The 24,734-nt window shown below is 70.5% G+C and carries 23 protein-coding genes and 1 tRNA gene; 14 read left to right on the top strand and 10 right to left on the bottom strand.

All coding sequences use genetic code 11. From position 1 onward, the window contains the following. Nucleotides 1–324: 324 nt before the first annotated feature. Nucleotides 325–1,938 carry a beta-N-acetylhexosaminidase gene (locus tag ACZ7J0_RS24770; RefSeq protein ID WP_470890756.1) on the bottom strand — a complete coding sequence of 538 codons (1,614 nt, stop codon included), beginning with the start codon at nucleotides 1,936–1,938 and terminating at the stop codon, nucleotides 325–327. Between the two features lie 196 nt (nucleotides 1,939–2,134). On the opposite strand from ACZ7J0_RS24770, the gene ACZ7J0_RS24765 reads away from it, so the two are divergent. After that, entirely contained in the window at nucleotides 2,135–2,410 is a 276-nt protein-coding gene (locus tag ACZ7J0_RS24765) for a hypothetical protein (RefSeq protein ID WP_470890754.1), read from the top strand. 35 nt (nucleotides 2,411–2,445) lie between these two features. Further along, complete coding sequence (gene glmS / locus ACZ7J0_RS24760) at nucleotides 2,446–4,263, top strand: glutamine--fructose-6-phosphate transaminase (isomerizing) (RefSeq protein WP_468710694.1); 1,818 nt, start codon at nucleotides 2,446–2,448, stop codon at nucleotides 4,261–4,263. Nucleotides 4,264–4,489: 226 nt separating this feature from the next. Here the strand turns inward: glmS and ACZ7J0_RS24755 are convergent, their stop codons facing one another. Beyond that, nucleotides 4,490–5,056, bottom strand: coding sequence for an acetate uptake transporter (locus ACZ7J0_RS24755; protein WP_470890752.1), 567 nt, complete (start codon nucleotides 5,054–5,056; stop codon nucleotides 4,490–4,492). A gap of 304 nt (nucleotides 5,057–5,360) precedes the next feature. Continuing rightward, a complete protein-coding gene (locus ACZ7J0_RS24750; RefSeq protein ID WP_469118731.1) occupies nucleotides 5,361–5,882 on the bottom strand; it encodes a universal stress protein in 522 nt (173 codons plus the stop codon). Nucleotides 5,883–6,275: 393 nt separating this feature from the next. On the opposite strand from ACZ7J0_RS24750, the gene ACZ7J0_RS24745 reads away from it, so the two are divergent. The 7 genes from ACZ7J0_RS24745 (at nucleotide 6,276) to ACZ7J0_RS24715 (ending at nucleotide 11,819) form a co-directional block, all read left to right on the top strand. Continuing rightward, entirely contained in the window at nucleotides 6,276–6,656 is a 381-nt protein-coding gene (locus ACZ7J0_RS24745; protein WP_470890750.1) for a hypothetical protein, read from the top strand. A gap of 352 nt (nucleotides 6,657–7,008) precedes the next feature. Next, nucleotides 7,009–8,217, top strand: coding sequence for a helix-turn-helix domain-containing protein (locus ACZ7J0_RS24740; protein WP_470890748.1), 1,209 nt, complete (start codon nucleotides 7,009–7,011; stop codon nucleotides 8,215–8,217). A 99-nt stretch (nucleotides 8,218–8,316) separates the two neighbouring features. Further along, nucleotides 8,317–8,919 (top strand): oligoribonuclease, encoded by a 603-nt coding sequence (gene orn, locus ACZ7J0_RS24735; RefSeq protein ID WP_469118734.1) that lies wholly within the window; start codon nucleotides 8,317–8,319, stop codon nucleotides 8,917–8,919. Between the two features lie 91 nt (nucleotides 8,920–9,010). Next, nucleotides 9,011–9,083: transfer RNA gene (locus tag ACZ7J0_RS24730), tRNA-His, on the top strand. A gap of 345 nt (nucleotides 9,084–9,428) precedes the next feature. Beyond that, nucleotides 9,429–9,881, top strand: coding sequence for a hypothetical protein (locus ACZ7J0_RS24725; RefSeq protein WP_470890747.1), 453 nt, complete (start codon nucleotides 9,429–9,431; stop codon nucleotides 9,879–9,881). Between the two features lie 119 nt (nucleotides 9,882–10,000). After that, a complete protein-coding gene (locus ACZ7J0_RS24720) occupies nucleotides 10,001–11,224 on the top strand; it encodes a helix-turn-helix domain-containing protein (RefSeq protein WP_470890745.1) in 1,224 nt (407 codons plus the stop codon). 118 nt (nucleotides 11,225–11,342) lie between these two features. Further along, complete coding sequence (locus ACZ7J0_RS24715) at nucleotides 11,343–11,819, top strand: DUF6415 family natural product biosynthesis protein (RefSeq protein WP_470890743.1); 477 nt, start codon at nucleotides 11,343–11,345, stop codon at nucleotides 11,817–11,819. 58 nt (nucleotides 11,820–11,877) lie between these two features. Here the strand turns inward: ACZ7J0_RS24715 and ACZ7J0_RS24710 are convergent, their stop codons facing one another. Together ACZ7J0_RS24710 and ACZ7J0_RS24705 are read right to left on the bottom strand one after the other, a co-directional pair. Further along, nucleotides 11,878–12,096 (bottom strand): helix-turn-helix domain-containing protein, encoded by a 219-nt coding sequence (locus tag ACZ7J0_RS24710; protein ID WP_470890741.1) that lies wholly within the window; start codon nucleotides 12,094–12,096, stop codon nucleotides 11,878–11,880. Between the two features lie 484 nt (nucleotides 12,097–12,580). After that, nucleotides 12,581–13,603, bottom strand: a complete 1,023-nt coding sequence (locus ACZ7J0_RS24705) for a LacI family DNA-binding transcriptional regulator (protein WP_470890739.1) — start codon at nucleotides 13,601–13,603, stop codon at nucleotides 12,581–12,583. Between the two features lie 249 nt (nucleotides 13,604–13,852). On the opposite strand from ACZ7J0_RS24705, the gene ACZ7J0_RS24700 reads away from it, so the two are divergent. The 4 genes from ACZ7J0_RS24700 (at nucleotide 13,853) to ACZ7J0_RS24685 (ending at nucleotide 18,800) form a co-directional block, all read left to right on the top strand. Beyond that, a complete protein-coding gene (locus ACZ7J0_RS24700; protein WP_470890737.1) occupies nucleotides 13,853–15,187 on the top strand; it encodes an ABC transporter substrate-binding protein in 1,335 nt (444 codons plus the stop codon). 178 nt (nucleotides 15,188–15,365) lie between these two features. Continuing rightward, nucleotides 15,366–16,430: a carbohydrate ABC transporter permease gene (locus ACZ7J0_RS24695; RefSeq protein WP_470890735.1), complete on the top strand. Its 1,065-nt coding sequence runs from the start codon at nucleotides 15,366–15,368 to the stop codon at nucleotides 16,428–16,430. Between the two features lie 4 nt (nucleotides 16,431–16,434). Further along, nucleotides 16,435–17,280: a carbohydrate ABC transporter permease gene (locus ACZ7J0_RS24690; protein WP_470890733.1), complete on the top strand. Its 846-nt coding sequence runs from the start codon at nucleotides 16,435–16,437 to the stop codon at nucleotides 17,278–17,280. A gap of 107 nt (nucleotides 17,281–17,387) precedes the next feature. After that, nucleotides 17,388–18,800, top strand: coding sequence for a GH1 family beta-glucosidase (locus tag ACZ7J0_RS24685; RefSeq protein WP_470890731.1), 1,413 nt, complete (start codon nucleotides 17,388–17,390; stop codon nucleotides 18,798–18,800). A gap of 103 nt (nucleotides 18,801–18,903) precedes the next feature. Here ACZ7J0_RS24685 and ACZ7J0_RS24680 read toward each other — a convergent pair whose 3' ends face one another. The 3 genes from ACZ7J0_RS24680 to ACZ7J0_RS24670 form a co-directional block, all read right to left on the bottom strand. After that, complete coding sequence (locus tag ACZ7J0_RS24680; RefSeq protein WP_470890730.1) at nucleotides 18,904–20,400, bottom strand: glycoside hydrolase family 18 protein; 1,497 nt, start codon at nucleotides 20,398–20,400, stop codon at nucleotides 18,904–18,906. 135 nt (nucleotides 20,401–20,535) lie between these two features. Continuing rightward, nucleotides 20,536–21,936 carry a sensor histidine kinase gene (locus tag ACZ7J0_RS24675; protein WP_470890729.1) on the bottom strand — a complete coding sequence of 467 codons (1,401 nt, stop codon included), beginning with the start codon at nucleotides 21,934–21,936 and terminating at the stop codon, nucleotides 20,536–20,538. After that, nucleotides 21,933–22,643, bottom strand: a complete 711-nt coding sequence (locus ACZ7J0_RS24670) for a response regulator transcription factor (protein ID WP_470890727.1) — start codon at nucleotides 22,641–22,643, stop codon at nucleotides 21,933–21,935. Before ACZ7J0_RS24670 ends, ACZ7J0_RS24675 begins: the two co-directional genes overlap by 4 nt. Before the next feature lie 68 nt (nucleotides 22,644–22,711). On the opposite strand from ACZ7J0_RS24670, the gene ACZ7J0_RS24665 reads away from it, so the two are divergent. Further along, entirely contained in the window at nucleotides 22,712–23,269 is a 558-nt protein-coding gene (locus ACZ7J0_RS24665; RefSeq protein WP_470890725.1) for a hypothetical protein, read from the top strand. A 27-nt stretch (nucleotides 23,270–23,296) separates the two neighbouring features. Here ACZ7J0_RS24665 and ACZ7J0_RS24660 read toward each other — a convergent pair whose 3' ends face one another. Together ACZ7J0_RS24660 and ACZ7J0_RS24655 are read right to left on the bottom strand one after the other, a co-directional pair. Further along, nucleotides 23,297–24,163, bottom strand: coding sequence for a spermidine synthase (locus tag ACZ7J0_RS24660; protein WP_470890723.1), 867 nt, complete (start codon nucleotides 24,161–24,163; stop codon nucleotides 23,297–23,299). 45 nt (nucleotides 24,164–24,208) lie between these two features. Then, complete coding sequence (locus ACZ7J0_RS24655; RefSeq protein WP_470890721.1) at nucleotides 24,209–24,679, bottom strand: hypothetical protein; 471 nt, start codon at nucleotides 24,677–24,679, stop codon at nucleotides 24,209–24,211. Nucleotides 24,680–24,734: the final 55 nt, after the last annotated feature.

Here is a 24,734-nt window from a genome sequence, read left to right as displayed (position 1 = left end):
TCCGTGCGTGGTGTGTTCCTAGACAGCTCCACCACACCGGAGGTCTTCGCCATGATCAAGACCCGCGACTGTCAACAACGCTCGTGATCAATACAGCTAGGGAGTGTCCGGAAAGTATGGCCGTCCGCCCGAAGGGCGGGGCGCGCGGCGTCCGGTGCGTGCGATCGCAAGGCGCCGGAATGCCCTCGTAGCGGAGCTACTCGGGCATGTCGGCAACGCGGCGAGCGTGCGTGCAGGGCGTCGCACGCCAGGCAAGACTTTCCGGACACTCCCTAGACCGGGCGCCCGGCGGAGTACGGTCCTCCGCCGGGCCCCCTCGGGCGCCTACCGATCGGCCCACGGCACCTGCGGCGAGCGGTGGAAGCCGATCCCCAGCGCCTCGAACCTCGGCCCCTGAGCCCCCAGGCGCACCTTGTACGTCTCCCAGTCGTGCGTGGAGGCCGGCGACCAGCCCAGCTCCGCGACCCCGGGCAGGCGCGGGAAGGCCATGTACTCGATGTGCGCGCTGGTGGAGAGGGTCTCCGACCAGAGCGGCGCCTCGACACCCTCGACCGCCGACGCGGGCGCGCCGGGCAGATAGGCCGCCGGGTCCCAGTCGTAGGACTTCCGCACCTCGACGTATCCGGCCCAGGCCAGGCCCAGCGGGGTGTCCTTGGTGTACTTCATGTCGAGGTAGACCCGGTCGGCGGGCGAGAGGATCAGTCCGGTGCCGTTCTGCGCCGCCTTCGCGACCTGCGCCTTCTCCGCCGCGCTCGTGCCGTCCAGACCCCAGTACTGCGCGAGCGCGCCCTTGGCCGGTGTCGCCCCGGTGAGCTGGTGCCAGCCGATGACGGTCTTGCCGTACTTCGCGACGATCGGCTGGACCCTGTCCATGAAGGCGGTGTAGTCCTCGTGGCTGGTGGAGTGCGCCTCGTCGCCTCCGATGTGGAGGTACCGGCCGGGGGTGAGCGCCGCCAGCTCACGGATGACGTCGTCCACGAAGTCGTACGTCACCGGCTTCGGGACGCAGAGCGAGCTGAAGCCCACCTCGGTGCCCGTGTAGAGGGGAGGGGCGACGCCGTCGCAGTTCAGCTCGGCGTAGGAGGCCAGGGCCGCGTTGGTGTGGCCGGGCAGGTCGATCTCCGGGACGACCTCCAGGTGGCGGGAGGCGGCGTACCGCAGGATCTCCTTGTAGTCGGCCTTGGTGTAGAAGCCGCCGGGGCCGCCACCGACCTGGGTGGAGCCGCCGTGGGTGGCGAGCCGGGGCCAGGAGTCGACGGCGATCCGCCAGCCCTGGTCGTCGCTCAGATGCAGATGCAGCTTGTTGAGCTTGTAGAGCGCCAGCTGGTCGATGTAGCGCTTGACCTGTCCGACGGTGAAGAAGTGCCGGGAGACGTCGAGCATGGCGCCCCGGTAGGCGAAGCGCGGGACGTCGGTGATCGTGCCGCCCGCGACCGTCCAGGGGCCGGGCTGGCGGCTGTCCCTCTCGACGGACGCGGGCAGCTGCTGGCGGAGGGTCTGGACGCCGTGGAAGAGGCCCGCGGGCCTGCGGGCGGTGATGGTCACCCCGCGCGGCCCGGACTCCAGCCGGTAGCCCTCGTCGCCCAGGGACTTCTCCCGGCCGCTCAGCCGCAGCCGGATGCCGTCCCGGCCGTCGTCGTCGGTGACGGGCAGCGGGTAGCCGGTGGAGGGCCGCAGCACCTGAGCGAGTTGGCCCCCGATCGCGCGGGCCTCACTGTGGTCGTCGTCGACGCGGATACGGGTGGCGGCGGTGAGGGTGTACGGGGATCCACCGGGGCTCACGGCGGACGGCGCGGGCACGACCTGCCCGAGGGGCCGCGTGGCGGGCGCCCCAGCGGCGGCGGAGCCGGAGGGAGCGGCTCCGAGGGCGAGGACGCCGGCCGCCGCGAGGAGCAGCAGCGAGCCGAAGAGGCGGGGGAGCGTTCTGTGCTGTCTCACAAGCTGGGTCCCTTTCGACGGGCGTCACACCTGTGGGCTTGCGCAACCGAACGGTCACCATCCGTACCGCGCGCCACACGGCGGGTCAAGGGTGTAGACCAATTCGGACCCTCGAAGGCCCATACCTTTCCAGGGCCCTGCCCGGAATCGGGCAGAATTCTTGCAAAGCACGACGACTACACCTCAGTATCTACGGGTGCTCGAACGCCGCCCGTCGCATGACGACCTCGTCGACCACCTGGTGCGCAGCACCGCGCTCCAGCGCGGTGAGGCCACCCGGGTGGTGCTCGACGTGCTGGCGTACTTCGACGAGACGACCGAGGAGTTCGTCCGCCGCCGCCACCGCGAACTGCAGTCCGGCGGCGACGTGAACGCCTCGATCTTCGAGCGGATCGCGGCCGAGCTGCCGCACCGCGCCGTGGCGCCCCCGGAGCTCTCGCTCCGGCAGCTGCGCCGCATCGTCTACGGCTGAGCACACACCCAAGAACTCGGAGGGGCAGAGACTCTATGTGCGGAATCGTCGGTTACATCGGCAAGCGTGATGTGGCTCCGCTGCTGCTGGAAGGCCTGCAGCGGCTGGAGTACCGGGGTTACGACTCCGCGGGCGTGGTGATCACCAGCCCCAAGTCGGCCGGCCTGAAGATGGTCAAGGCCAAGGGCCGGGTCCGTGACCTGGAGGCCCGTGTCCCCAAGCGCTTCACCGGCACCACCGGCATCGCGCACACCCGCTGGGCCACCCACGGCGCCCCGAGCGACGAGAACGCGCACCCGCACCTCTCCGGCGACAACAAGGTCGCCGTCGTGCACAACGGCATCATCGACAACGCCTCCGAGCTGCGCGTGAAGCTCGAGGCCGAGGGGACCGTCTTCCTCTCCGAGACCGACACCGAGGTCCTGACCCACCTCATCGCCCGCTCGCAGGCCGAGACGCTGGAGGAGAAGGTCCGCGAGGCCCTCCGCCACGTCGAGGGCACGTACGGCCTAGCGGTGATGCACGCCGACTTCAACGACCGCATCGTCGTCGCCCGCAACGGCTCGCCGGTCGTCCTCGGCATCGGCGAGAAGGAGATGTTCGTCGCCTCCGACGTCGCCGCCCTGGTCACCCACACCCGCCAGGTCGTCACCCTGGAGGACGGCGAGATGGCGACCCTCAAGGCCGACGACTTCCGTACGTACACCACCGAGGGCTCCCGCACGACCGCGACGCCGACCACCGTGGAGTGGGAGGCCGAGTCGTACGACATGGGCGGCCACGACACGTACATGCACAAGGAGATCTCGGAGCAGCCCGACGCCGTGGACCGCGTCCTGCGCGGCCGCATCGACGACCGCTTCTCCACCGTGCACCTGGGCGGTCTGAACCTGGACGCCCGCGAGGCGCGCGGCATCCGCCGGGTCAAGATCCTCGGCTGCGGCACCTCGTACCACGCCGGCCAGATCGGCGCCCAGATGATCGAGGAGCTGGCCCGCATCCCCGCGGACGCCGAGCCCGCCTCCGAGTTCCGCTACCGCAACCCGGTCGTGGACCCCGACACCCTCTACATCGCCGTCTCCCAGTCCGGTGAGACCTACGACGTGCTGGCGGCCGTCCAGGAGCTCAAGCGCAAGGGCGCCCGCGTCCTGGGTGTCGTGAACGTGGTGGGCTCCGCCATCGCCCGCGAGACCGACGGCGGCGTGTACGTCCACGCCGGCCCCGAGGTCTGCGTCGTCTCCACCAAGTGCTTCACCAACACGGTCGTCGCCTTCGGGCTGCTCGCCCTGCACCTCGGCCGCATCCGCGACCTGTCGGTCGCCGACGGCAAGCGGATCATCGCCGGTCTGCGCAAGCTGCCGGGCCAGATCACCGAGATGCTGGAGAACGAGGCCGAGATCCAGAAGCTGGCCGAGCTCTACGCCGGCGCCAACTCGATGATGTTCATCGGCCGGGTGCGCGGCTACCCGGTGGCCCGCGAGGCGTCGCTGAAGCTCAAGGAGATCAGCTACATCCACGCCGAGGCCTACCCGGCCTCCGAGCTCAAGCACGGTCCTCTCGCGCTGATCGAGCCCGCGCTGCCGACCGTCGCGATCGTGCCGGACGACGACCTGCTGGAGAAGAACCGCGCGGCGCTTGAGGAGATCAAGGCCCGCAGCGGCCGGATCCTCGCCGTCGCCCACCAGGTCCAGGAGAAGGCCGACCACACCATCGTCGTCCCGAAGAACGAGGACGAGCTGGACCCGATCCTGATGGGCATCCCGCTCCAGCTCTTCGCGTACCACACGGCCAAGGCCATGGGCCGTGACATCGACAAGCCGCGGAACCTCGCGAAGTCCGTCACGGTCGAGTAGGACCCCCGGCCGGCGGTCGATTCGGACCTCCGGTGGCTCCCCGGCCTGTCCCCGGGAAGCCGAGCGGCCCTCCGGCCTGTCCCCGGAGGGCCGGACCGGACACACAAAGCGGTCCCTGTGCGTGCCACCTACGCACAGGGACCGCTTTTCCGTACGGCCGGCGCCGCCCAATGCGCCGGCCTCATGGCTTTCTCGGCAGCCCCCTTCGGGGCCCGCTCGGGCGTTCTCAGCCCGTGGCCGCCGCCCGGCGGCGGCCGACCCGCCCGAGGGACGTGGGCCACTTGGCGACGGCCGCCGTCGCGCCGTACCAGGCCGCGAGGCCCGCCACCGCCGCGACCCAGCCGCCGACCTTGGCCAGCCCGCCGTTGTCCACCAGGGACCCGACGCCGAGGAGCAGCAGCGAGACGAACAGCAGTCCGTACACGCCCTGTCCGAACACTCCGCTGCCTGCCGACGCGGCGGTCAGGGTGAGCGCGAGGAGCGCCCACAGCAGCAGGAACAGTCCGCTCGCCTCGGCCGACGCGTCGGCGCCGACGCCGGTGCCCCAGGTGAACCAGAAGGCGCCGAGACCCGAATAGGCCGTACCCGTACCGCCGTTGCCCGCGCGGAACTCCAGCAGGCCGGCTATGAAGAGCGCGACCCCGCCGACCCAGGTCGCGAGAGCGGCGGCGTCGGATGCCGCGACTTTGTCGAGGACACCGGTGGTGCCGATGCCGAATGCCAACAGGGTCAGTCCGAGCGCGAGGTGTCCGAGGGTGGAGGTGGTGCTCCCCGTAGAGACGTCGTTGTCCACGGCGGGCTCCCTTCATCTGCAGTTGTGCTGCTCCTGTGCTGCTTCCCAGCGACCCTTATGTACCCTTCACAAACGCACAATCCACCTCTACGCGCGAGTAGATTCCGCTGCCGGGCAAGGGAATTGACGGTCCCTCACCTGCGACGACGCTCAAACCACCGCAGGATGACGAGACGGACACGGAACGGCCGCCACTGGATTACGGGACGCGTGTGACGACGCGCGCGGGGCGGCTTCACGGAAGGCGGAGCTCTCAGGGACCGGGGCTCTACGGGACCCGGGGCGCCCCACGGAACGCCGGGTGCTACGGAATGACGACGACCGGGCGCTTCGCGCGCCGCGCGAGCCGTCCGGCCACCGAGCCGAAGATCCGGCCGACGATCCCGTGCGTGGAGCCGACCACGATCGCGTCGGCCGAGTACTCCCGGCCGACCTCCTCCAGCTCATGACAGATGTCGCCGCCACGCTCCACGAGGATCCACGGCACCTCGGCGAGATAGTCCGCGCAGGCCAGTTCGAGCCCGAGGACCTCCGTGCGGTGATCCGGGACGTCGACGAAGACCGGCGGCTCACAGCCCGCCCACACAGTGGTGGGAAGTCGATTGGCCACATGCACGATGATCAGGCCGGAGCCGGACCTGCGGGCCATGCCGATGGCATAGGCGAGGGCGCGCTCACTGGACGTCGAGCCGTCGAAGCCGACGACCACCCCGTGCCGGAACGCCGGATCGCAGGAGTGACGTGTCTGTTCCGCCGCGAGGGGGTCGACCGTGGGATCGGCGACCTGCCTGCGGTCCGCGGGTTCGAAGAATTCGTGACCGGCCATCGGTGTCTCGGCGAAGAAGATCCTCGTGGGAAGGGAAAGGAAGGGCAGAACAGCGGTTGGCGGCGGAGCGGTGTCCGGGAATCGTCTTCCCAACCCCATACCCCCGAGGGTACGGCGGCACTCCTCGCCCGCACAGGGCGTCCCAGGGAGCATGCACGAGCCCGCCCGGTATGGCAATGCCGCTTGTGCCCTACAGGCGTCCCCACGGGGCTCATGAGGGGATACCGCAGGGGTAGGGCACCCCGGCACGGTACAGATACCGGATGAATAGGTGTCGTACGGCAGCAAGAAGGACCAAACGGCCGCCCGCTCAGTGACCGGAACGTTTCACCCCTCGTTGGCCATGGCCCGCGCACCGAACCGAACCAGGTCACTACCCAGGGAGACGCCCCCGTGCCCGCATCACCGACCGTCCCGTCCACGCCCGCGTACGCCGCGTCCGAGTCGGCGGGTGACGTCGTGCGCTGGGGAGCGTTCAGCTGCGGAGTGGTCCCGGTCGTCCTCGTCGTCTACGGGACCTCCGTCGGCGGGGCGACCGTGACGGCACTCGGCCTCGCCGCCGTGACCATGGTCTGCCGGCTTCTGCTGCGCCGCTCCGAGCGCGGGTCGGCGCGGCTGCTCGCCGGCCCACCGGCCGGGCCCGCCGAACCGCCCGGGCCGCGCACCCGGCACTCCCGTACGGCACCCGGGGCGCGGCGGGGAGCGCGCCACGGCACCGGAAACGCCCCCGGAGCGCGTCGGGAGACTGACAGCTTCGTACACACGCACCCGTAGGTTTTCAGCCAAGTTCAAGACATCGGCGCGTCCTTGCCGAAACGGCCCGTCAACCCCCGTGCGACCAGGCAAGAAAGCCCTGAGGCGGTCCTTCGCACCCTACGGGGACGGGCCATGAGCGAAACGCCCACTTCCCTGGGCGCCCCGGGAGTGGAACGCTTCGTGATCGAATGCTTCGCGCCAAGTTGCCTTGTCGACAATGTGCCGGTTGCTGAACTTGTCACGCCGGCGCCATCGGACGCAGTAGATTCGATCATGAGTATCGAAGACTGGGGTCTCGTGCAAAACCGAGGGGAAACGTGCAGGAGCGACAGGACCAGGGAGACGCGAACACCGAGGGGGGCTTAGCGTCATGAGCCAGGACTCCGCCGCACCGGAGGCCGTCCGGAAATTGTCCGGACGCCGCCGTCGCGAAGTCGTCGCAGTGCTGCTGTTCAGCGGTGGCCCCATTTTCGAGAGCTCCATCCCGCTCTCGGTGTTCGGAATCGACCGACAGGACGCGGGAGTTCCGCGCTATCGGCTGCTGGTGTGCGCCGGTGAAGAGGGCCCGCTGCGGACCACAGGGGGCCTCGAACTCACCGCGCCGTACGGCCTCGAGGCGATCGGCCGCGCCGGCACCGTCGTCGTACCGGCCTGGCGGTCGATCACCTCACCGCCACCGCCGGAGGCGCTCGACGCGCTGCGCCGGGCGCATGAAGAGGGCGCCCGCATCGTCGGGCTGTGCACCGGCGCGTTCGTGCTCGCCGCCGCGGGGCTGCTCGACGGCCGGCCGGCGACGACGCACTGGATGTACGCGCCGACGCTCGCCAAGCGCTATCCGTCGGTCCATGTGGACCCGCGGGAGCTCTTCGTCGACGACGGGGACGTGCTGACCTCCGCCGGCACCGCGGCCGGAATCGATCTCTGTCTGCACATCGTGCGGACCGACCACGGCACGGAGGCCGCGGGCGCCCTGGCGCGTCGGCTGGTCGTCCCGCCGCGGCGCAGTGGCGGTCAGGAGCGCTATCTCGACAGATCTTTACCGGAGGAGATCGGCGCCGACCCGCTGGCCGAGGTCGTCGCCTGGGCGCTGGAGCACCTCCACGAGCAGTTCGACGTGGAGACCCTGGCCGCGCGCGCGTACATGTCCCGGCGCACGTTCGACCGCCGCTTCCGCTCGCTGACGGGATCCGCCCCGCTCCAGTGGCTGATCACCCAGCGGGTGCTGCAGGCGCAGCGGCTCCTGGAGACGTCCGACTACTCGGTGGACGAGGTGGCGGGCCGGTGCGGCTTCCGCTCCCCCGTCGCGCTGCGCGGGCACTTCCGGCGCCAGCTGGGCTCCTCGCCCGCGGCCTACCGGGCCGCCTACCGGGCCCGGCGCCCGCAGGGCGAGCCCACCGGTTCGGGGCTCACGGAGCCGATCGTGCCGCCGCAGGTCTCGCCCGCGGCGAGGCGGGCGGCCGCGGCACTCCCGGCGGGCCCGGGCGGGGGCGTCCTGACGTCCTCGGAGCCGGGCAAGGCGCACGCGGACCTGTACGCCTCCGGCCGGTCGGGCCTGCCCGGCCAGCGGAGCGCGACATAGGGCCTGTCCTGTGGATCGGGCCGGGCGCGGGTCCGGCGTGAGATGAACCGGCGGTCGGGGGCGGCGCCCCCGGCCGCCGGTCGGCCTAAGGTAGGACGCATGAACGACCGCATGGTGTGGATCGACTGCGAGATGACCGGGCTCTCGCTGACGGACGACGCACTCATCGAGGTGGCCGCACTGGTCACCGACTCGGACCTGAACGTGCTCGGCGAAGGCGTGGACATCGTGATCCGCCCGCCGGAGCGAGCACTGGAAACGATGCCCGACGTGGTGCGCCAGATGCACACCGCCTCGGGCCTCCTCGACGTACTGGCGGGAGGCACCACGCTCGCCGACGCCGAGGCCCAGGTCCTGGCGTACGTACGTGAACACGTCAAGGAGCCCGGCAAGGCCCCGCTGTGCGGGAACTCGGTCGGCACCGACCGCGGCTTCCTCACCCGGGACATGCCGGCGCTGGAGGAGTACCTCCACTACCGGATCGTCGATGTCTCCTCGGTCAAGGAGCTGGCCCGCCGCTGGTACCCGAGGGCGTACTTCAACAGTCCGGAGAAGAACGGCAACCACCGGGCGCTGGCCGACATCCGCGAATCCATCGCCGAGCTGCGCTACTACCGCGAGGCGATCTTCGTGCCGCAGCCCGGCCCCGACTCGGAGACCGCGAAGGGAATCGCGGCCCGGCACGTCCTGCCGACCGAGTGAGGCCCCCTCGCGCCCGCGTCAATGCGGGCGCGAGCACCCTCTCGGACCCTGTACACTTTTTCTCGGCCGGTCAGGAAAAAGACCGGTCGTGGTGGGTATAGCTCAGCTGGTAGAGCACCTGGTTGTGGTCCAGGATGTCGCGGGTTCGAGTCCCGTTACTCACCCTGAACGATCAGCCCCTGACCTGGGAAAACAGGTCAGGGGCTGATCTCTTTTCGTTTTTGGCCAAACCGTGGCCAAACCCGGGCGTCAGAACGGCCGTACAGTCCCGCCATGGCGAGCATCAGGAAGCGTGAGAAGAAGGACGGCTCCGCGACCTACCAAGTCCGCTGGCTTGAAGGCGGACGGGGCGGGTCGTGGGAGCCGCGATGCCGGCAGCGCGGCCATCACCGTTCCGCAGATGATTCCGCCGAGCACGCGGCGGCGGTCCTTACCTCCTCGCCTGGACAGGCGATCCGAACGACGCCGGGCACGTCACCGCCCAGTCCGTTGGCGGGGTCACCGGCCGGGTGACGCTCGTACGGATTCCGATCAGGCAGCAGATCACGTGGTCGAACATCTGGCTCGGCTTGTCCGGGATCGACGCGGCCGCCGTGCTGTCGAACTGCTACCTGGGCGTGTACGACAGTGCCGGTGCCCGGCTCGGCGTTACGGCGGACATCTCGTCCTCGCTCATGACGGGCGCGGTGGCGAAGCCGTTCCCGTTGGTCACACCGTTCGCAGCGGCCCCGGGCTTCTACTGGATCGCGATGCTCCTGAACGGCACCTGGTTCACCAACGTCTTGCACTTCAAGGCAACCGGCGCCGGCATCTCAGTCAATGCCGGGCTCGCGCCACCCGGCCTCCGCTACTCCAACCTTCTGACCGGCCAAACGGCTTTGCCTACCTCCATCACCATGGCGAATCAGTCGACCAGCACGATCAACACGGGCTGGGGATCGCAGTGGTACGGCGTCTCCTGACCAAGCACAACGCCCCCTGCCTGGCCTTCGGGCCGGGCAGGGGGCGCTTTCGTCATTTCCCCTTCGCTGGGGGGGAGTAGCGTTCTGAGTGTTGAGGTCAGAACGGAACGGAGTCCAGTATGCCCGAGCAGCACGACACCGCACCGGCCCAGCAGACATTCGCCCAGCGCGCCCGTACAGCCAGGGACCGAGCCGGGCTCACACGGCCAGTCGCCGGCGGCCTCATGGGCCGGTCCACAGAGTGGGTCAAGGGAATCGAGACCGGAACGATCGGAATGCCCCGTCTGCCCATGCTCATTCGACTCGCCACCGTCTACGAGTGCGACATCGCCGATCTCACCGGCGACGACCGCATCGCCGCCGCCGCGTACACCAAGGCCGCCCACACAGACCTGCCCGCGGTCAAGCGCGCCCTGACCACCTACCGACTGAGCCCGTCGGACGCCGAGCCAGAGTCCGCCGAAGTCCTCGCCGCTCGTGTGCGGCAGGCGTGGAAGCTGTGGCACGGCCCCGGGGACCATCGCTCCCGCGTCGCCACGCTCCTTCCAGACCTTCTCTCAGACACCCAGCACTCCGCCCGAGCCCTCGAGGGGAACGCGCGACGACGCGCCCTGATCTCACAGGGGCAGACCTATCACCTGACACAGCTCTTCCTCAGCTTCCAACCGGAGCCGGACCTTGTGATGCTTACCGGCGACCGGTCCATGACCGCCGCCCAGGACGCTGACAGTCCGCGCGCCATCGCGGGCGCGGCCTGGTACATGAACCACGTCTACCGCGACGCCAACGAGGCCGCCGACGCTCGGGTGGAACTCGCCGAGCAGGCCGCCGCGCTACTGCGCCAGGACGACGCGGAGGACATTGCCCGATGGGGCCTGCTCCAACTCGCGGTCGCACTCTCCTTCGCGAAGGTGGGGCGCGCGGGCCAGGCGTGGCAATACTGGGACCGCGCTAACGACGCCGCCCGCCGCCTGGGTGAGGACTACGCTCACCCTTGGCTCATCTTCGGGCAGGGCATCGTTGACGCCTACGCGCTCACGATGCACAACGACCTCATGCAGCCTGGCCGCGCGCTGGAGGTCGCAGGGGCTCTGGACCTGGACAAGGTGCCGTCGGCTACCCGCCGCTCGTACCACCTGATTGAGACGGCTCGCGCGTACGGCATGCAGGATGAGGGCGTAGCGGCGGTGGCCCTGTTGCAGAAGGCGCACCGCGAGTCCCCCGAGACGATCCGCTACAACATGCACACCCGCATGGTCCTGCCGGAGCTTGCCAAGACCGGGCCTCGAATGGTCCGCGCTGACGCGCACGATCTGGCACTGGAACTGGGTGTAGCCGTGTGATCACGGAAGGGGTAGGAACCCTACCCCTGCGCAAGGGGGTAAGAACCCTACCCTCCGTCAGATAACCCTGGCCCTACCGTCGTTGGTACCGCAGGTCACGACGGTAGGGAGCGGGGTCATGCAGGAAGCAGAGCGGCACGACCGGCCGGATGAGCACACCGTAGAGGTGCCCCTCGGGCCGCTCCTCGCCCAGGCCGCCGACGCCATAGAGGCGCGTGTCGAGGACGACGCGGAGCACGTCATCGCCCGGGCCATGAAGATGCGCGCCCACCCCGGCGCCCAGCCGCTCGCGTACCTGATCGACCAGCTGCTGACCACGTGCGCCACGCTGGCAACCGGCGTCACCGAGATTCCCGAACGCCGCCGGACCGTGCGTGGCCTGACCGCGCTGGAGACGTGGGAGACGCTCGCCCACGATGGGCCCGCGGACGGCCCTCTGGGCAACTGGTCCCACGCCCACCACCTCGCGCAAGCCGCGCGGGACATGCTCCGGGAGATCCAGGGACACCGCGCTCAGCAGCGCGAGGCCGCGTTCGTCGCCCGGCCCGGGCTTCCCCCACTCCCGCCCGTGCTCAGCCGCCCCGACGCCTGGTGAGCGAATGGCAGCGCCAGGCGGCGTACTGCCTGATCGTCGCCGCCATGCTCGGCCGGGGCTACCTCACAAGCTGGGCGAGCGGTACGCCGATGGCGTCGGCAATGAGGATCAGCGTGTCGAGGGTGGCGGATGACTGGCCCTGCTCGATGCGGACGTAGTTCGGCCGCTCCATACCCACCCGGTTCGCCACAGCCTCTTGCGTGAGGTTCGCCTGGAGACGCGCGGCGCGGATCTGGTCGCCGATCTGTCGCCGACGGGCGGCAACCCACTCGGGCATTTCGGTCGGGCGTGGCACCTGTCCACGCTCGCGGGATCAAGATCAAATCACTGTGCTGTTGACGATACATTGCGTGATCTTGAAGTGGTGGGGTAAGAATGCGGAACCCCCCACTCCACAAACGGCGCTTCCAGTCCAGCCCCCCAGGCTTCGGGAGACGCCAGGCGCGCCCCCACCCTCACGGGCGGGGGCGTTGCCATGTACCCATCGCGGTCAGGGCATTTGCTACTCACTCCCAGCGATGCCCGGATGATCTCCTCTGCCCGTGTGGCCATGGCCAAACGGACCACCTTTCGGCGCCCCCGAGTGGCTCGCACTGGTATCGAACGGTCCCGATTTGAGTGGGTTTTCAGCATCACCGCAGGTCAAAAGTGGGTAACAAAACTGGTTCGAGTCCCGTTACTCACCCTTCGGGTCGATGCCCCGGTTCTTCGGAACCGGGGCATCGGTCGTTTCCCGGGCCATCCGCGACCTCCGCAGGAGCTCAGGACGACTCCCGCACCACCAGTTCCGTCGGCAGCACCCGCTGCGGCGGGAGGGCCGAGCGCGATCCGATCTCCTGGAGGAGAGTGCGGGCCATGGTGCGGCCCATCTCCTCGATCGGCTGGCGGACGCTGGTCAGCGGCGGATCCATGTGGCGGGCCACCGCGGAGTCGTCGACACCGACCACGGCCACGTCGTCGGGGACCCGGCGGCCCGCCTCGCGCAGCACCGAGCGGGCTCCCGCGGCCATCACGTCGGACGCCGCGAAGACGGCGTCCAGGCGGGGACGGCGGGCGAGCAGCTCGCGCATGGCCCGGCGGCCGCCCTCCTCCGTGAAGTCCGCCACCGCGACCAGACCGTCGTCCGGCGCCAGGCCCGCCGCTTCGACGCCCCTGCGGTAGCCGTCGAGACGGCAGCGGGCGGCGTACATGTCGGTCGGCCCCGTGATCGTGGCGATGCTCCGCCGGCCCCGCCCGGCCAGATGGTCCACGGCCGAGCGGCCCGCACCCGTGTTGTCCGAGTCGACGTAGGCCAGCCTCTCCGTCTCCGACCGGCGGCCATTGAGCACGGCGGGCAGCCGGAGCTCCTCCACCAGGTCCGGCAACGGATCGTCGGCGTGGACCGAGACCAGCAGCACGCCGTCGACGCGGTGGGCGGCGAGATACTGCGCGAACCGCCGGCGCTCCTTCTCCGTGCGGATCAGCGTCAGCAACAACTGCTTGTCCGCGTCGGAGAGTTCGGCCGCGACACCACGGATGATGTCCAGGAAGTACGGCTCGGCGAAGAGCCGGGCCTCGGTCTCGGGGACGACCAGCGCGATGGCGTCCGTGCGGCTGCCGGCGAGCGCCCGGGCCGCCCGGTTCGGCACGTACCCCAGCTCGGCGACGGCCCGCTCCACGGCGGCTCTCGCGTGTGCGCTCACCCTCGGAGAGCCGTTGATCACGCGGGAGACCGTGCCGCGGCCGACCCCCGCCCTGATCGCGACCTCCTCCAGCGTGGGCATGCCGGTGCGCCGTCCGCTCATCGCCTCGGCCTCCCGTCGGATGTGGTGATGGTCCGGCCAAACGTAGAGGCTGCGACCGCTTTTCAGGAAGTGACACCAACCGGCGCCCGGCAGCACGGGGTTGACCCGGGCCGGCCGCCGCGCAACGAATCCGTCCGCTTGCCTTGACAGTCCCTCCGCCAGACAGCACCCTTCCGGCAGATGGCGTGGGAGCGCTCCCATACCACCTTGCCCATAAGGAATCCGCACGTTCGGTCCTAGGAGGACGCGATGCGCACACGTACCCGCACAGCACGCCCGGGGGTGGTCATCGCAGTCGTCGCGGCACTCGGCGCCGGGCTGCTGGCCGGCTGCGCCGAGGACGCGGACGACACCTCCGCGCGGGCTTCGCAGGGAAGCGGCGACAGCACCGGAAAGGTCACTCTCACCGTCGGCGTCTTCGGTGCCTTCGGCCTCAAGGAGGCCGGCCTCTACGACGCGTACATGAAGCTCCACAAGAACGTCGTGATCAAGCAGACCTCCATCGAGCGCAACGAGAACTACTACCCGCAGCTGCTCACCCATCTCGGCAGCGGCAGCGGCCTCGCCGACATCCAGGCCGTCGAGGTCAACAACATCGCCGAGATCACCGCCACCCAGGCCGGCAAGCTGGAGGACCTCTCCAAGGCCGAGGGAGTGCGGAAGGACGGCTTCCTTCCGTGGAAGTGGGCTCAGGCCACCACCAGGGACGGCAGGACCGTCGGCCTCGGCACCGACATCGGCCCCCAGGGCATCTGCTATCGCAAGGACCTCTTCGCCAAGGCGGGGCTGCCCACCGACCGGGAGGCGGTCGGCAAGCTGTGGGCGGGCGACTGGACGAAGTATCTCGACGCGGGCAAGCGCTACCGGGAGAAGGCCCCCAAGGGCACGGCGTTCGTGGACTCCGCGTCCGGAGTGATGGCGGCGATCACCGGAAGCAGCGCACGGCGGTTCTACGACGAGGACGGCACGGTCGTCTACAAGACCAATCCCGCCGTGAAGCAGGCCTGGAACATCGCGGCCTCCTTCGCCACCGAGGGGCTGACCGGAAAGCTCCAGCAGTTCACCCCGGCGTGGGACCAGGGCTACGCGAACGCGACCTTCGCCACCGTCTCCTGCCCGGCCTGGATGCTCGGCTACATCCAGGACAAGACGGGGCCGGCCGGCAAGGACAAGTGGGACGTGGCGTCCGCTCCCCGGCCCAGCAACTGGGGCGGCTCCTTCCTCGTGGTCCCCTCGGCCGGGAAGAACAAGGCGGAGGCGGCGAAGCTCGCGGCCTGGCTGACGGCGCCCGAACAGCAGGCGAAGCTCTTCGCGGCGCGCGGGAGCTTCCCGAGCGCGTCCGCCGCCTACGGCCTGCCGGCCGTCTCCGGCGCCCAGCACGCGTACTTCGGCAACGCGCCGATCGGCCGGATCTTCTCGAAGGCCGCCGAGGGCATCCCGGTGACCGTCGTCGGCCCCAAGGACCTGGTCATCGCTCAGAACCTGGCGGACGTCGGCATGCTCCAGGTCGACCAGAAGGGCAGGTCCCCGGAGGAGGGCTGGAACGCCGCGGTGAAGGCGATCGACAACGCGCTGGACCAGTGAGCGGCGTCCGGCGGCCGGCGCCGCCCAACGACCCCGGACCGAAGGACACGAGGCCCAACGACCCGCGCCCCGGTGACCCGGGACCCGGTGACCGGAGAACCACTGACCCGCGATCCAGCGCCTGGGAACCCCATGACCGGGAACCCAGGAGCCTGATCCGCAGTAAGCGGAGAACGCCATGGCCGACGTGACCGAGGTGACGGACGCGGGCGAGGTGACGACGGGCGCGGGCGGCGCCGGCCCGGCGAGTGACGACGCCGCGGCGCCTTCCCTCAAGGGGGAGGGCGCGGCGGCGGGCAACCGGACGGCCGAGGAGCGGCGTCACGCCCGGCGCAGCCGCTGGTACCGGCGCGACATGCGCTGGAGTCCGTACGCCTTCGTCGCTCCCTTCTTCCTCTTCTTCGCGGCCTTCGGGTTGTTTCCACTCCTCTACACGGGCTGGGCCTCCCTGCACCGGGTGGAGCTCACCGCGCCGACCGACATGGACTGGGTGGGGCTGCGGAACTTCTCCCGGCTCCTGGACGACGAGTTCTTCTGGAACGCGCTGACCAACACGGTCACCATCGGACTGCTCTCCACCGTGCCGCAGCTGCTGATGGCCCTGGGCATCGCGCATCTGCTCAACTTCAAGCTGCGCGGCTCGACGTTCTTCCGGGTCGCGGTCCTCACTCCGTACGCCACCTCGGTCGCCGCCGCGACGCTCGTCTTCGTGCTGCTCTTCGGACGCGACTACGGGATGGTCAACTGGGGCCTGGGACTGGTCGGTCTGGACGCCGTCGACTGGCAGAACGGGCGCTGGACCTCGCAGATCGCGGTGTCCACGATCGTCGTGTGGCGCTGGACGGGGTACAACGCGCTGATCTATCTGGCGGCGATGCAGGCGATCCCGCACGACCTGTACGAGTCGGCCGCCCTGGACGGCGCCTCCCGTCTCCAGCAGTTCAGACATGTCACCCTCCCCTCGCTGCGGCCGACGATCCTCTTCACCTGTGTCGTCTCGACGATCGGCGCGACCCAGCTGTTCGGCGAGCCGCTGCTGTTCAACGGCAGCGCGGGCGCGACCGGTGGCTCCGAGCACCAGTTCCAGACGCTCGGGCTCTATCTGTACGAGCAGGGCTGGGTGAACCTCCATCTGGGCCGGGCCTCGGCGATCGCCTGGACGATGTTCCTGATCCTGCTGCTGGTGGGGGCGGTCAACTGGCTGATCGGCCGTCGTCTGCGCACGAGTTCCCAGGGGGTTTGACGACATGCTGGACACCAAGCGCGCCGGACGTCAGCGGTACGGCGGCCGCCTCACCTACGCCGTACTGATCGTCTTCACCGCCGGCTCCCTCCTCCCCCTGGTGTGGACGGCGATCGCGGCCTCCCGGTCGAACACCCGGCTCGCCCAGACTCCGCCGCCCCTTTGGTTCGGCGGGAACCTCTTCAAGAACCTCGGTACCGCGTGGACCGACGCCAACATGGGCACGGCCCTGCTCAACACCACGGTGGCCGCGACCTCGGTCGCGGCCGGGACGGTCCTCTTCTCCACGCTGGCCGGTTTCGCCTTCGCCAAGCTCCGCTTCCGTCTCAAGAACCTCCTTCTGCTGCTGGTGATCGGCACGATGATGGTGCCGCCGCAGCTCAGCGTCGTACCGCTCTACATGCTGATCGCCGAGCTCTCCTGGACGGACCGGCTGCAGTCGGTCGTCCTGCCGACCCTGGTGAGCGCGTTCGGTGTGTTCTTCATGCGGCAGTACCTGGTGGAGGCGCTGCCCACCGAGCTGATCGAGGCTGCCCGCGTGGACGGCGCGAGCAGCTGGCGCGTGGTGTGGCACGTGGTCTTTCCCGTGGCCCGCCCGGCGATGGCGGTCCTCGCCATGCTCAGCTTCGTCATGGCCTGGAACGACTTCTTCTGGCCGATCATCGCGCTCACCCAGAACGGCAGTCCGACCGTGCAGGTGGCGCTGACCGGTCTGGGCCGGGGGTACATCCCCGACCAGTCGGTGATCATGGCTGGTGCGCTGCTCGGCACGCTGCCGCTGCTCATCGCCTTCGTGATCTTCGGCAAGCAGATCGTCGGCGGCATCATGCAGGGCGCGGTCAAGGGCTGACCCGCCGGCTCCCCGCTCCGGCCTCCGGGACCCCGGCCTCACCTCCTCAGCTCACCTCATCTCACTCCTCCATTCCTCCATCCCTCTCGCGTTGGGAGTCGACGACCATGCCCGTCAGCTTTCCGGACGGCTTTCTGTGGGGCACCGCCACCGCCGCGTACCAGGTCGAGGGCGCGGTGTCCGAAGGCGGACGCACGCCCTCCATCTGGGACATCTTCAGTCACACGCCCGGCAGGACCGAGAACGGCGACACCGGCGACCTCGCCACCGACCACTTCCACCGCCGCGCCGACGACGTCCGGCTGATGGCGGATCTCGGCCTCAACGCCTACCGCTTCTCGGTGTCCTGGTCGCGCGTCCAGCCCACCGGCCGGGGTCCGGCCCAGCAGCGGGGCCTGGACTTCTACCGCGCCCTCGTCGACGATCTGCTCGCACACTCCATCGAGCCGGTTCTCACCCTCTACCACTGGGACCTGCCCCAGGAGCTGGAGTCGGCCGGCGGCTGGCCGGAGCGGGAGACCGCGTACCGCTTCGCCGACTACGCCGGTATCGTCGCCGACGCCCTCGGCGACCGCGTCCAGCGCTGGACCACCCTCAACGAGCCCTGGTGCAGCGCCTTTCTCGGGTACGGCTCCGGGGTCCACGCCCCCGGCCGGACCGACCCGGTCGCGGCCCTGCGCGCCGCCCACCACCTGAACCTCGGCCACGGTCTCGCCGCCCAGACGCTCCGCTCGGCGCTCCCCTCCGGCGCCCAGCTCTCCATCAGCCTCAACCCCAGTGCCGTCAGGGCCAGGACCCAGAGCCCGGCGGACCTGGACGCCCAGCGCCGTATCGACGCGCTCGCGAACCGGATCTTCACCGGCCCCCTGCTCCACGGCGCATACCCCCAGGACCTGATCGAGGACACCGCACGCCTCACCGACTGGTCCTTCGTCCACGACGACGATCCGGCCGTCATCCGACACCCCCTGGACTCGCTCGGCATCAACTACTACGCACCGTCAGTTGTATCGGCCGCCACTGACAACGAGCCCGCGGACCGTCATGACGGCCACGGCTCGTCCGACCACTCGCCCTGGCCGGCCGCCGGCTCCGTGGCCTTCCACCAACCGCCGGGCGACGTCACCGACATGGGGTGGAGCATCGACCCGAGCGGCCTCTACGACCTGTTGCTGCGCTACACCCGGGAGGCGCCGGGCCTGCCGTTGGTGATCACCGAGAACGGCGCCGCGTACCCCGACAAGCCGTCCGCCGACGGCACGGTCCACGACCCCGACCGGATCCGTTACGTGCACGCCCATCTGACCGCCGTCCACCAGGCCATGGCGGAGGGCGCGGACGTCCGCGGCTACTTCCTCTGGTCGCTGATGGACAACTTCGAATGGTCCTACGGCTACGGCAAGCGCTTCGGCGCGGTCCATGTCGACTACGCCACCCAGGCCCGCACACCGAAGTCGAGCGCCCACTGGTACGCGCGGCTCGCCCGCTCGGGCGTGCTGCCGGAGCCTCCCCTCGAGTGAGGCACCGCGAGGGGGAACGGGGGCGTGCCCCGGCCGGGTGGGGGGTGGGCCCGGCCGGGGCACGCGGTGTGGGGGGCGCGAGGGTCTTGAGACGCGCTGCGCTCTACTTGTAGGCGGCGAACGCCTTCGTGAAGGCCTGCGGCTGCTGGAGGATCGAACTGCAGGTCGCGTCCGCGTGGTTCACCGCACCTCCCGCGCACTGCTTGTCCCGCGTCGAGGACCACATCGACAGCCAGCCCAGCCCCTTCGACTTCGCGAAGTCCACCAGCTGCGTCGCGTCCTCGACCTTGAAGATCTCGGTCGTGACGTCGTTCACACCGATCATCGGAGTCACCGCGACGGCCTTCCAGGCGGCCGCGTCGGAAAGACCGAGGACCCCCTTGATCTGCGCCTGGGTGGCCGTCGCCGCCTGGATGGCGTACGCGCCCATGTCACCGCTGTACGCCGGACCGTAGTCCATGGCCATGATGTTGACGGCGGCGATCTTCACACCGTTCTTCTTGGCATCGGCGAGCAGGTCCACGCCGGGCTGCGTCAGCCCCTCGGGCATCACCGGCAGCGTGAAGGAGACGTCCAGCCCCGGGTGGGACTTCTGGAGCTGTGCGATGGCCTGCGAGCGGCGGGTGTTGGCGGCGGCGTCGGGCAGCGCCGCGCCCTCGATGTCGAAGTCGACCTTGGTGAGCTCGTACTGGTCGACGACCTTGCCGTACGCCTTCGCCAGGTCACCGGCGGACGCGCAGTTCAGGGCCAGTTCGTGACCCGCCGCGCCACCGAACGAGACACGGACGTCACCGCCCTTGGCCCGCAGTGCGCCTATCTGCGCGGCGACCTTGTCGCTCGCCAGGTCGGTGACCCCGCCCCACAGCGGGGCGCAGGAGCCACCGGAGGTGATGAAGGCGAGGTTGAACTCCTTCACACCGGTGGCGGCGGCGGTGGCGACCAGGTCGTACGCCGGGTACAGCGAGGTGTCGACGTACGGGGCGAACCGGGCGCCGCCCGAGGCGGGCGGTGTCGTGGGAGCCGTGGGGGTCGGCGTGGCGGTGGCCGTCACGGTGGGGGTCGGAGTCGGCTTGGCCGTCGGCTTCGCGGTGGGCGTGGGCGTGGCGGTCGGCTTCTCGGTGGGGCGGCCGCTGGGCTGCGGGGTGCCGCCCTCGTCGACCGAGCAGGCGGCCTTGTTGATGAGACAGCCGGACGGGTCGCCCGCCACGCCGGAGGCGGAGGTCACGAAGCCGACGGTGACGGACGCGCCGGGTGCGAGCTGCTTGTTCCAGCTCGCGGGCTTCACGGTCACATGCCGCCCGGAGACGGTGTGCTCACCGTTCCACAGGGAGCCGATGGCCGTACCGGCCGGCAGATCGAATTCCAGCGTCCAGTCCGACTGGGCCTTGTCCGTCTCATTGGTGATGACGTACTGACCGGTGTACCCACCGGTCCAGGAGCTGGTCTTCGTGTACGCGGCGCCGACGGCCGCGGCCTGCGCGGTACCGGTGAGCGCGAAGGCCGCGCCGCCGATCACCGCGGCCGCCACGACCGCGCCGACCGCCTTCGTCCTGCCGCTCGTCCTGCGCCGGTGCGAACTCGTGCCCGTCCTGGTGCCCATCGGTGCCCTGCCTCTGCGTTACGGGGGTGGGGGGTTGAACGGGCAGCACGCTAGCGACAGCGAAACGGACAAACGGCCGCTTCGGGGCGGTGGTTGGGAAGCTTAGGGTCCGCTTAAGGGAGCCATCGGGACCGATTAATGGTTCAGACCTCTGCGGCGGACCGGGCGTCGCCCGACCCGGTGCCCGCGCCGCCCCTCCGTACCGTGCCGCCCGTCATGCCCCAGGCCGATCCAGATCCGCACCTCCGTACCGCCGAGCACCGAGTGCCCGATCCGTACGTCTCCGCCGGTGGACTCGGCGACCCGGCGCACGATGTCCAGGCCGAGACCCGTCGAGCCGTCCCTGGCCCCGCTGTTGCCGCGCGTCATGGCGGCCTCCGGGTCGGCGATGCCCGGTCCCGCGTCCGAGACGAGCACGATCACGGCGTCGTCGCCGTTGTGGACGTCGACCGAGAAGGCGGTGCCCTCGGGGGTGTGACGGAAGACGTTGCCAAGCAACGCGTCCAGAGCGGCGACCAGTTCGGGCCGGGCGACCGGGATGCGTACCGGGCGCTCGATGCCCGCGACCCGCACCTTGCGTCCCTCGTCCTCCGCGAGCGCGGACCAGAAGTCCATCCGCTCCCGTACGACTTCGGAGGCGTCGCAGCCGGCGCCGGGCCCCGTCGCCTGGGTCTGTGGCTTCGCCTCGCGCGCGGTGCGGATGATCGTGTCGACCTCCCGCTCCAGCTGTTCGACAGCGGCACGCGTCTGGTCGGCGGCCGGCCCCTCCCCCAGGGAGGCGGCGTTCAGCCGCAGCACGGTCAGCGGGGTACGCAGCCGGTGCGAGAGGTCCGCCGCCAGCTCCCGTTCGTTCGCGAGCAGCTGGACGACCTGGTCGGCCATGGAGTTGAAGGCGATCGCGGCCGACCGCAGCTCGGGCGGCCCCTCCTCGGGGACGCGCGCCCCGAGCCTGCCCTCACCGAGGTCGTGGGCGGCGCCCGCGAGCCGCTGGGCGGGCTGGACCATGCGTACGCCGAGCCGGTCGGCGACCGCCACGGAGCCGACGATCAGCGCGACACCGACACCGGCGAGCACCAGCCAGGCGGTGGCCACCCCGTTGGAGACCTCGCCCTCGGGCACGAAGACCTCGACGACCGCGATCTGGCCGCTGCCGAGCGCGATCGGCTGGAGCAGCGCGGAGCCGCCCTCCACCTCCGTGATCGACGCCCGGGGGAGCCGCTGCACGGTCTCCAGGTCCTTCGGCGCGGCCCGGCCCGTGCCGATCTCCAGCGCCTGGCCGCCCGCTTCGTCCGGTGCCGGAATGTGCACCGCCATCCGCCCGGCGGCCCCGGCCGCGGTGGAGGCGACGGCCCGGTCCAGCTGGCCGCGGTCGGTGGTGATGGAGAGGCTGGGGCCGATGGCGGCGGCCTGCCGTTCGGCGTTGGTGATCGCCCGGTCGCGGGCCATCTCCTTGATGACGAGCCCGAGCGGCACGGCGAAGGCCACGACGACCATCGCGGTGACGGCGAGGGACACCTTGACCAGCGCCCACCTCATCGCGGATCCACGGCCGGCGGCTCCAGCTTCACTCCCACACCCCGCAGGGTGTGCAGATAGCGGGGCTTGGCCGCTGTTTCCCCCAATTTGCGCCGCAACCACGATAGATGGACGTCAATGGTCTGGTCGTCGCCGTACGACTGCTGCCACACCTCGGCGAGCAGCTCCTTGCGCGGCACCACCACACCGGGCCGCCCCGCCAGGAACGCCAGCAGGTCGAACTCGCGCCGGGTCAGGTCCAGCCGTACCCCGTCCAGTTCGGCCTGGCGCCGCAGCGGATCGATGGAGAGCCCGCCGACCTGGATCACCCGCGACGGCGGTACCTCACCGGCGGCCACCCGGGACCTGCGCAGGACCGCGGCCATCCGCGCGGACAGGTGCTCCACCGAGAAGGGCTTGGTGAGATAGTCGTCGGCGCCGTCGTTCAGCAGCCGCACGATCTCCGCCTCGTCGTCCCGCGCGGTCGCGATGATCACCGGTACGTCGGTGATCCCGCGCAGCATCTTGAGCGCCTCGGCCCCGTCCAGATCGGGCAGGCCGAGGTCGAGGATGACCACGTCGAAACGGAAATGGGCCACCTCGCGCAGCGCCTCGAGGGCCGTGCCGACGCTCCGTACGGTGTGGGATTCCCCCGGAAGCGCGGTCAGGTGCCGGATGAGGGCGGAGCGCACGAACTGGTCGTCCTCGACCACGAGCACACTTGCCATGGGCGGCACCGTACGCCATACGGGGGATGCGGAACCCCCTGGGACGCCGATGTGACCAGTGGTGCACTATGGCCCGGATGCGTAGAGGACTTGTTCACGTCTTGGCGTGGTCGCTCGCCACCGGCGCGGCGGTCACGCTCTCGTGGTGGGGTGTCCACACCGTGATGTCGGGCACCGCGTACGACCCGCCCACCGCCCTGCCGATCACGGCCGACAGCCCGACCTCCCAGGGCGCGCGCCCACTGTCGTCCTCCACCCGTCGTCCCCGGCCCCCCGAGTCGTCACCCGTGAAGTCCCCCTCGGACACGCCGTCGGCGAAGCCGGGCAGAAGCCGCAAGCCGTCCGCCTCGCCCTCCCCGTCGCACAAGCCGTCCCGCGGCGCGGACGCGTCCCCGTCGAGCGGCGGTGAGGTGAAGAGCTACACCGTCGACGGCGGCCGGGTGGTCTTCGACATGGGGACGCGGTCGGCCGAGTTGGTCTCGGCGACGCCCTCCTCCGGGTGGCAGATGCAGGTCTGGAAGCAGCCGACGTGGATCCGGGTGACCTTCACGCAGGGCGGCCGGGAGATCTCGGTCTTCTGCGTCTGGCACGACACCGCGCCGAGGGTCGAAATCGACGAGCGCTGAGCGCTGGGAGTCGCCCGGCCGGCGTCGTCAGCTGAAGGCGGAGGCGGGCGGTACGGGCGAGGGCTTGGCGCTCGCGTCGGTGACCACGCTCGCACCGCCGGTGAAGTCGCTGAGCGCCCGCCCGTGTTCGACCCGTCCGGCGTGCGGATCACTGGCGACCCTGCGCGTCAGCTCGGCGACGGGAAGCGGCACATCGGACGCTAGCAGAACGGCGTTGCCGAAACGACGGCCGCGCAGGACGGTCGGGTCGGCGGCCAGGGCGAGTTCGGGAAAGACGGCCGCGGCGGTGGCGATCTGGCCCCGCAGATGGGCCAGCGGCGGGCCGTCGGCGAGGTTGGCCGCATAGTGCCCGCCGGGCTTCAGTACGCGGCGGACCTCGGCCAGGAACTCCGTACTGGTCAGATGCGCGGGTGTACGGGCCCCGCTGAACACGTCCGCGATGACGAGATCAGCCCAGCCGTCCTGGATCCGGCCGAGCCCGTCGCGGGCGTCGCCGGAGCGCACCCTGATCCGGGCTGCGGAGTCCAGGGGCAGCCGGCGCCGGACCAGCTGGACCAGGGCGCCGTCCACCTCGACGATCTGCTGGGTGGAGCGGGGCCGCGTGGTGGCGACGTACCGGGCGAGCGTGAAGGCACCGCCGCCGAGATGGACGACCTGCAGGGGGCGGCCGGCCGGGGCCACGAGGTCGGCGATGTGGCCGAGGCGACGCTGGTACGCGAATTCGAGATGGGCGGGGTCGTCGAGGTCGACATGGGACTGCGGGGCGCCGTCGATGAGCAGGGTCCAGCCGCGGGGCCGCTCGCGGTCGGGTATGAGTTCGGCGAGCCCGCCGTCCACGGTCTCGACGACCGACTCGACGGCCGCCGCCCGGCCACGCTGCTTGTTCCTTGCCACGTGACCATTATCGGCCCGTGAGCCAGGGGGGCGCGCCGCCGGAGGTCAGCGGCAGTTGTCGGCGGCTTCGATCATGCGGGCGGCCTCGTCCAGCGCCTCGCGCAGGACCACCGGGTCCGTGACCGCCCCGGTGTCGTCGGGCGGCAGCAGCCAGCCGGACGCCTCCGCGGCGGCCGGCGCCCCGGGGGCCTCCGGCAGGTCGGGCAGGTCGGGGATCCGCAGACCGCGGCCCGAGGTCTGGGTGCAGGCGCTGCCCGGCACGTCCCAGCCCTCGGCCGTGCCGGGCGGCACCAGAAAGCCGAGGGTGTCGCAGGCCCCGTCGTGGAGCACCGGGCCGACGGCGGGGGCGCCGCCCCGGCGCAGGATGTCGACGGCCTCCAGGCCCTGACGGGCAGGGACGGTCACCAGGTCACAGGGCGCGCCCTCGGCACCGACCGGGGACGCGGACGCATCCGGAGTGGGCCAGTGCTGGGCAGTCGTACGCGATCCGCCATCGGTTCGCGGGCTGGTCTCCATGCCGACCTCCAACAAGGGATCCCCTCCTCGCTTGATGGAGACACGTTCCGTCTCT

The sequence above is a fragment of the Streptomyces sp. NPDC038280 genome (genome assembly GCF_055600045.1).
This window is presented reverse-complemented; position numbering and strand designations above follow the sequence as displayed.

What these genes read in the sequence shown, in the direction of transcription:
- ACZ7J0_RS24700 (WP_470890737.1), top strand. Translation starts at nt 13,853, where the DNA reads ATGCGCACACGTACCCGCACAGCACGCCCGGGGGTGGTCATCGCAGTC.
- ACZ7J0_RS24705 (WP_470890739.1), bottom strand. Translation starts at nt 13,603, where the DNA reads ATGAGCGGACGGCGCACCGGCATGCCCACGCTGGAGGAGGTCGCGATC.
- orn (WP_469118734.1), top strand. Translation starts at nt 8,317, where the DNA reads ATGAACGACCGCATGGTGTGGATCGACTGCGAGATGACCGGGCTCTCG.
- ACZ7J0_RS24690 (WP_470890733.1), top strand. Translation starts at nt 16,435, where the DNA reads ATGCTGGACACCAAGCGCGCCGGACGTCAGCGGTACGGCGGCCGCCTC.
- ACZ7J0_RS24750 (WP_469118731.1), bottom strand. Translation starts at nt 5,882, where the DNA reads ATGGCCGGTCACGAATTCTTCGAACCCGCGGACCGCAGGCAGGTCGCC.
- ACZ7J0_RS24740 (WP_470890748.1), top strand. Translation starts at nt 7,009, where the DNA reads ATGAGCCAGGACTCCGCCGCACCGGAGGCCGTCCGGAAATTGTCCGGA.
- ACZ7J0_RS24680 (WP_470890730.1), bottom strand. Translation starts at nt 20,400, where the DNA reads ATGGGCACCAGGACGGGCACGAGTTCGCACCGGCGCAGGACGAGCGGC.
- ACZ7J0_RS24670 (WP_470890727.1), bottom strand. Translation starts at nt 22,643, where the DNA reads ATGGCAAGTGTGCTCGTGGTCGAGGACGACCAGTTCGTGCGCTCCGCC.
- glmS (WP_468710694.1), top strand. Translation starts at nt 2,446, where the DNA reads ATGTGCGGAATCGTCGGTTACATCGGCAAGCGTGATGTGGCTCCGCTG.
- ACZ7J0_RS24685 (WP_470890731.1), top strand. Translation starts at nt 17,388, where the DNA reads ATGCCCGTCAGCTTTCCGGACGGCTTTCTGTGGGGCACCGCCACCGCC.
- ACZ7J0_RS24715 (WP_470890743.1), top strand. Translation starts at nt 11,343, where the DNA reads ATGCAGGAAGCAGAGCGGCACGACCGGCCGGATGAGCACACCGTAGAG.
- ACZ7J0_RS24720 (WP_470890745.1), top strand. Translation starts at nt 10,001, where the DNA reads ATGCCCGAGCAGCACGACACCGCACCGGCCCAGCAGACATTCGCCCAG.
- ACZ7J0_RS24710 (WP_470890741.1), bottom strand. Translation starts at nt 12,096, where the DNA reads ATGCCCGAGTGGGTTGCCGCCCGTCGGCGACAGATCGGCGACCAGATC.
- ACZ7J0_RS24695 (WP_470890735.1), top strand. Translation starts at nt 15,366, where the DNA reads ATGGCCGACGTGACCGAGGTGACGGACGCGGGCGAGGTGACGACGGGC.
- ACZ7J0_RS24655 (WP_470890721.1), bottom strand. Translation starts at nt 24,679, where the DNA reads ATGGAGACCAGCCCGCGAACCGATGGCGGATCGCGTACGACTGCCCAG.
- ACZ7J0_RS24675 (WP_470890729.1), bottom strand. Translation starts at nt 21,936, where the DNA reads ATGAGGTGGGCGCTGGTCAAGGTGTCCCTCGCCGTCACCGCGATGGTC.
- ACZ7J0_RS24665 (WP_470890725.1), top strand. Translation starts at nt 22,712, where the DNA reads ATGGCCCGGATGCGTAGAGGACTTGTTCACGTCTTGGCGTGGTCGCTC.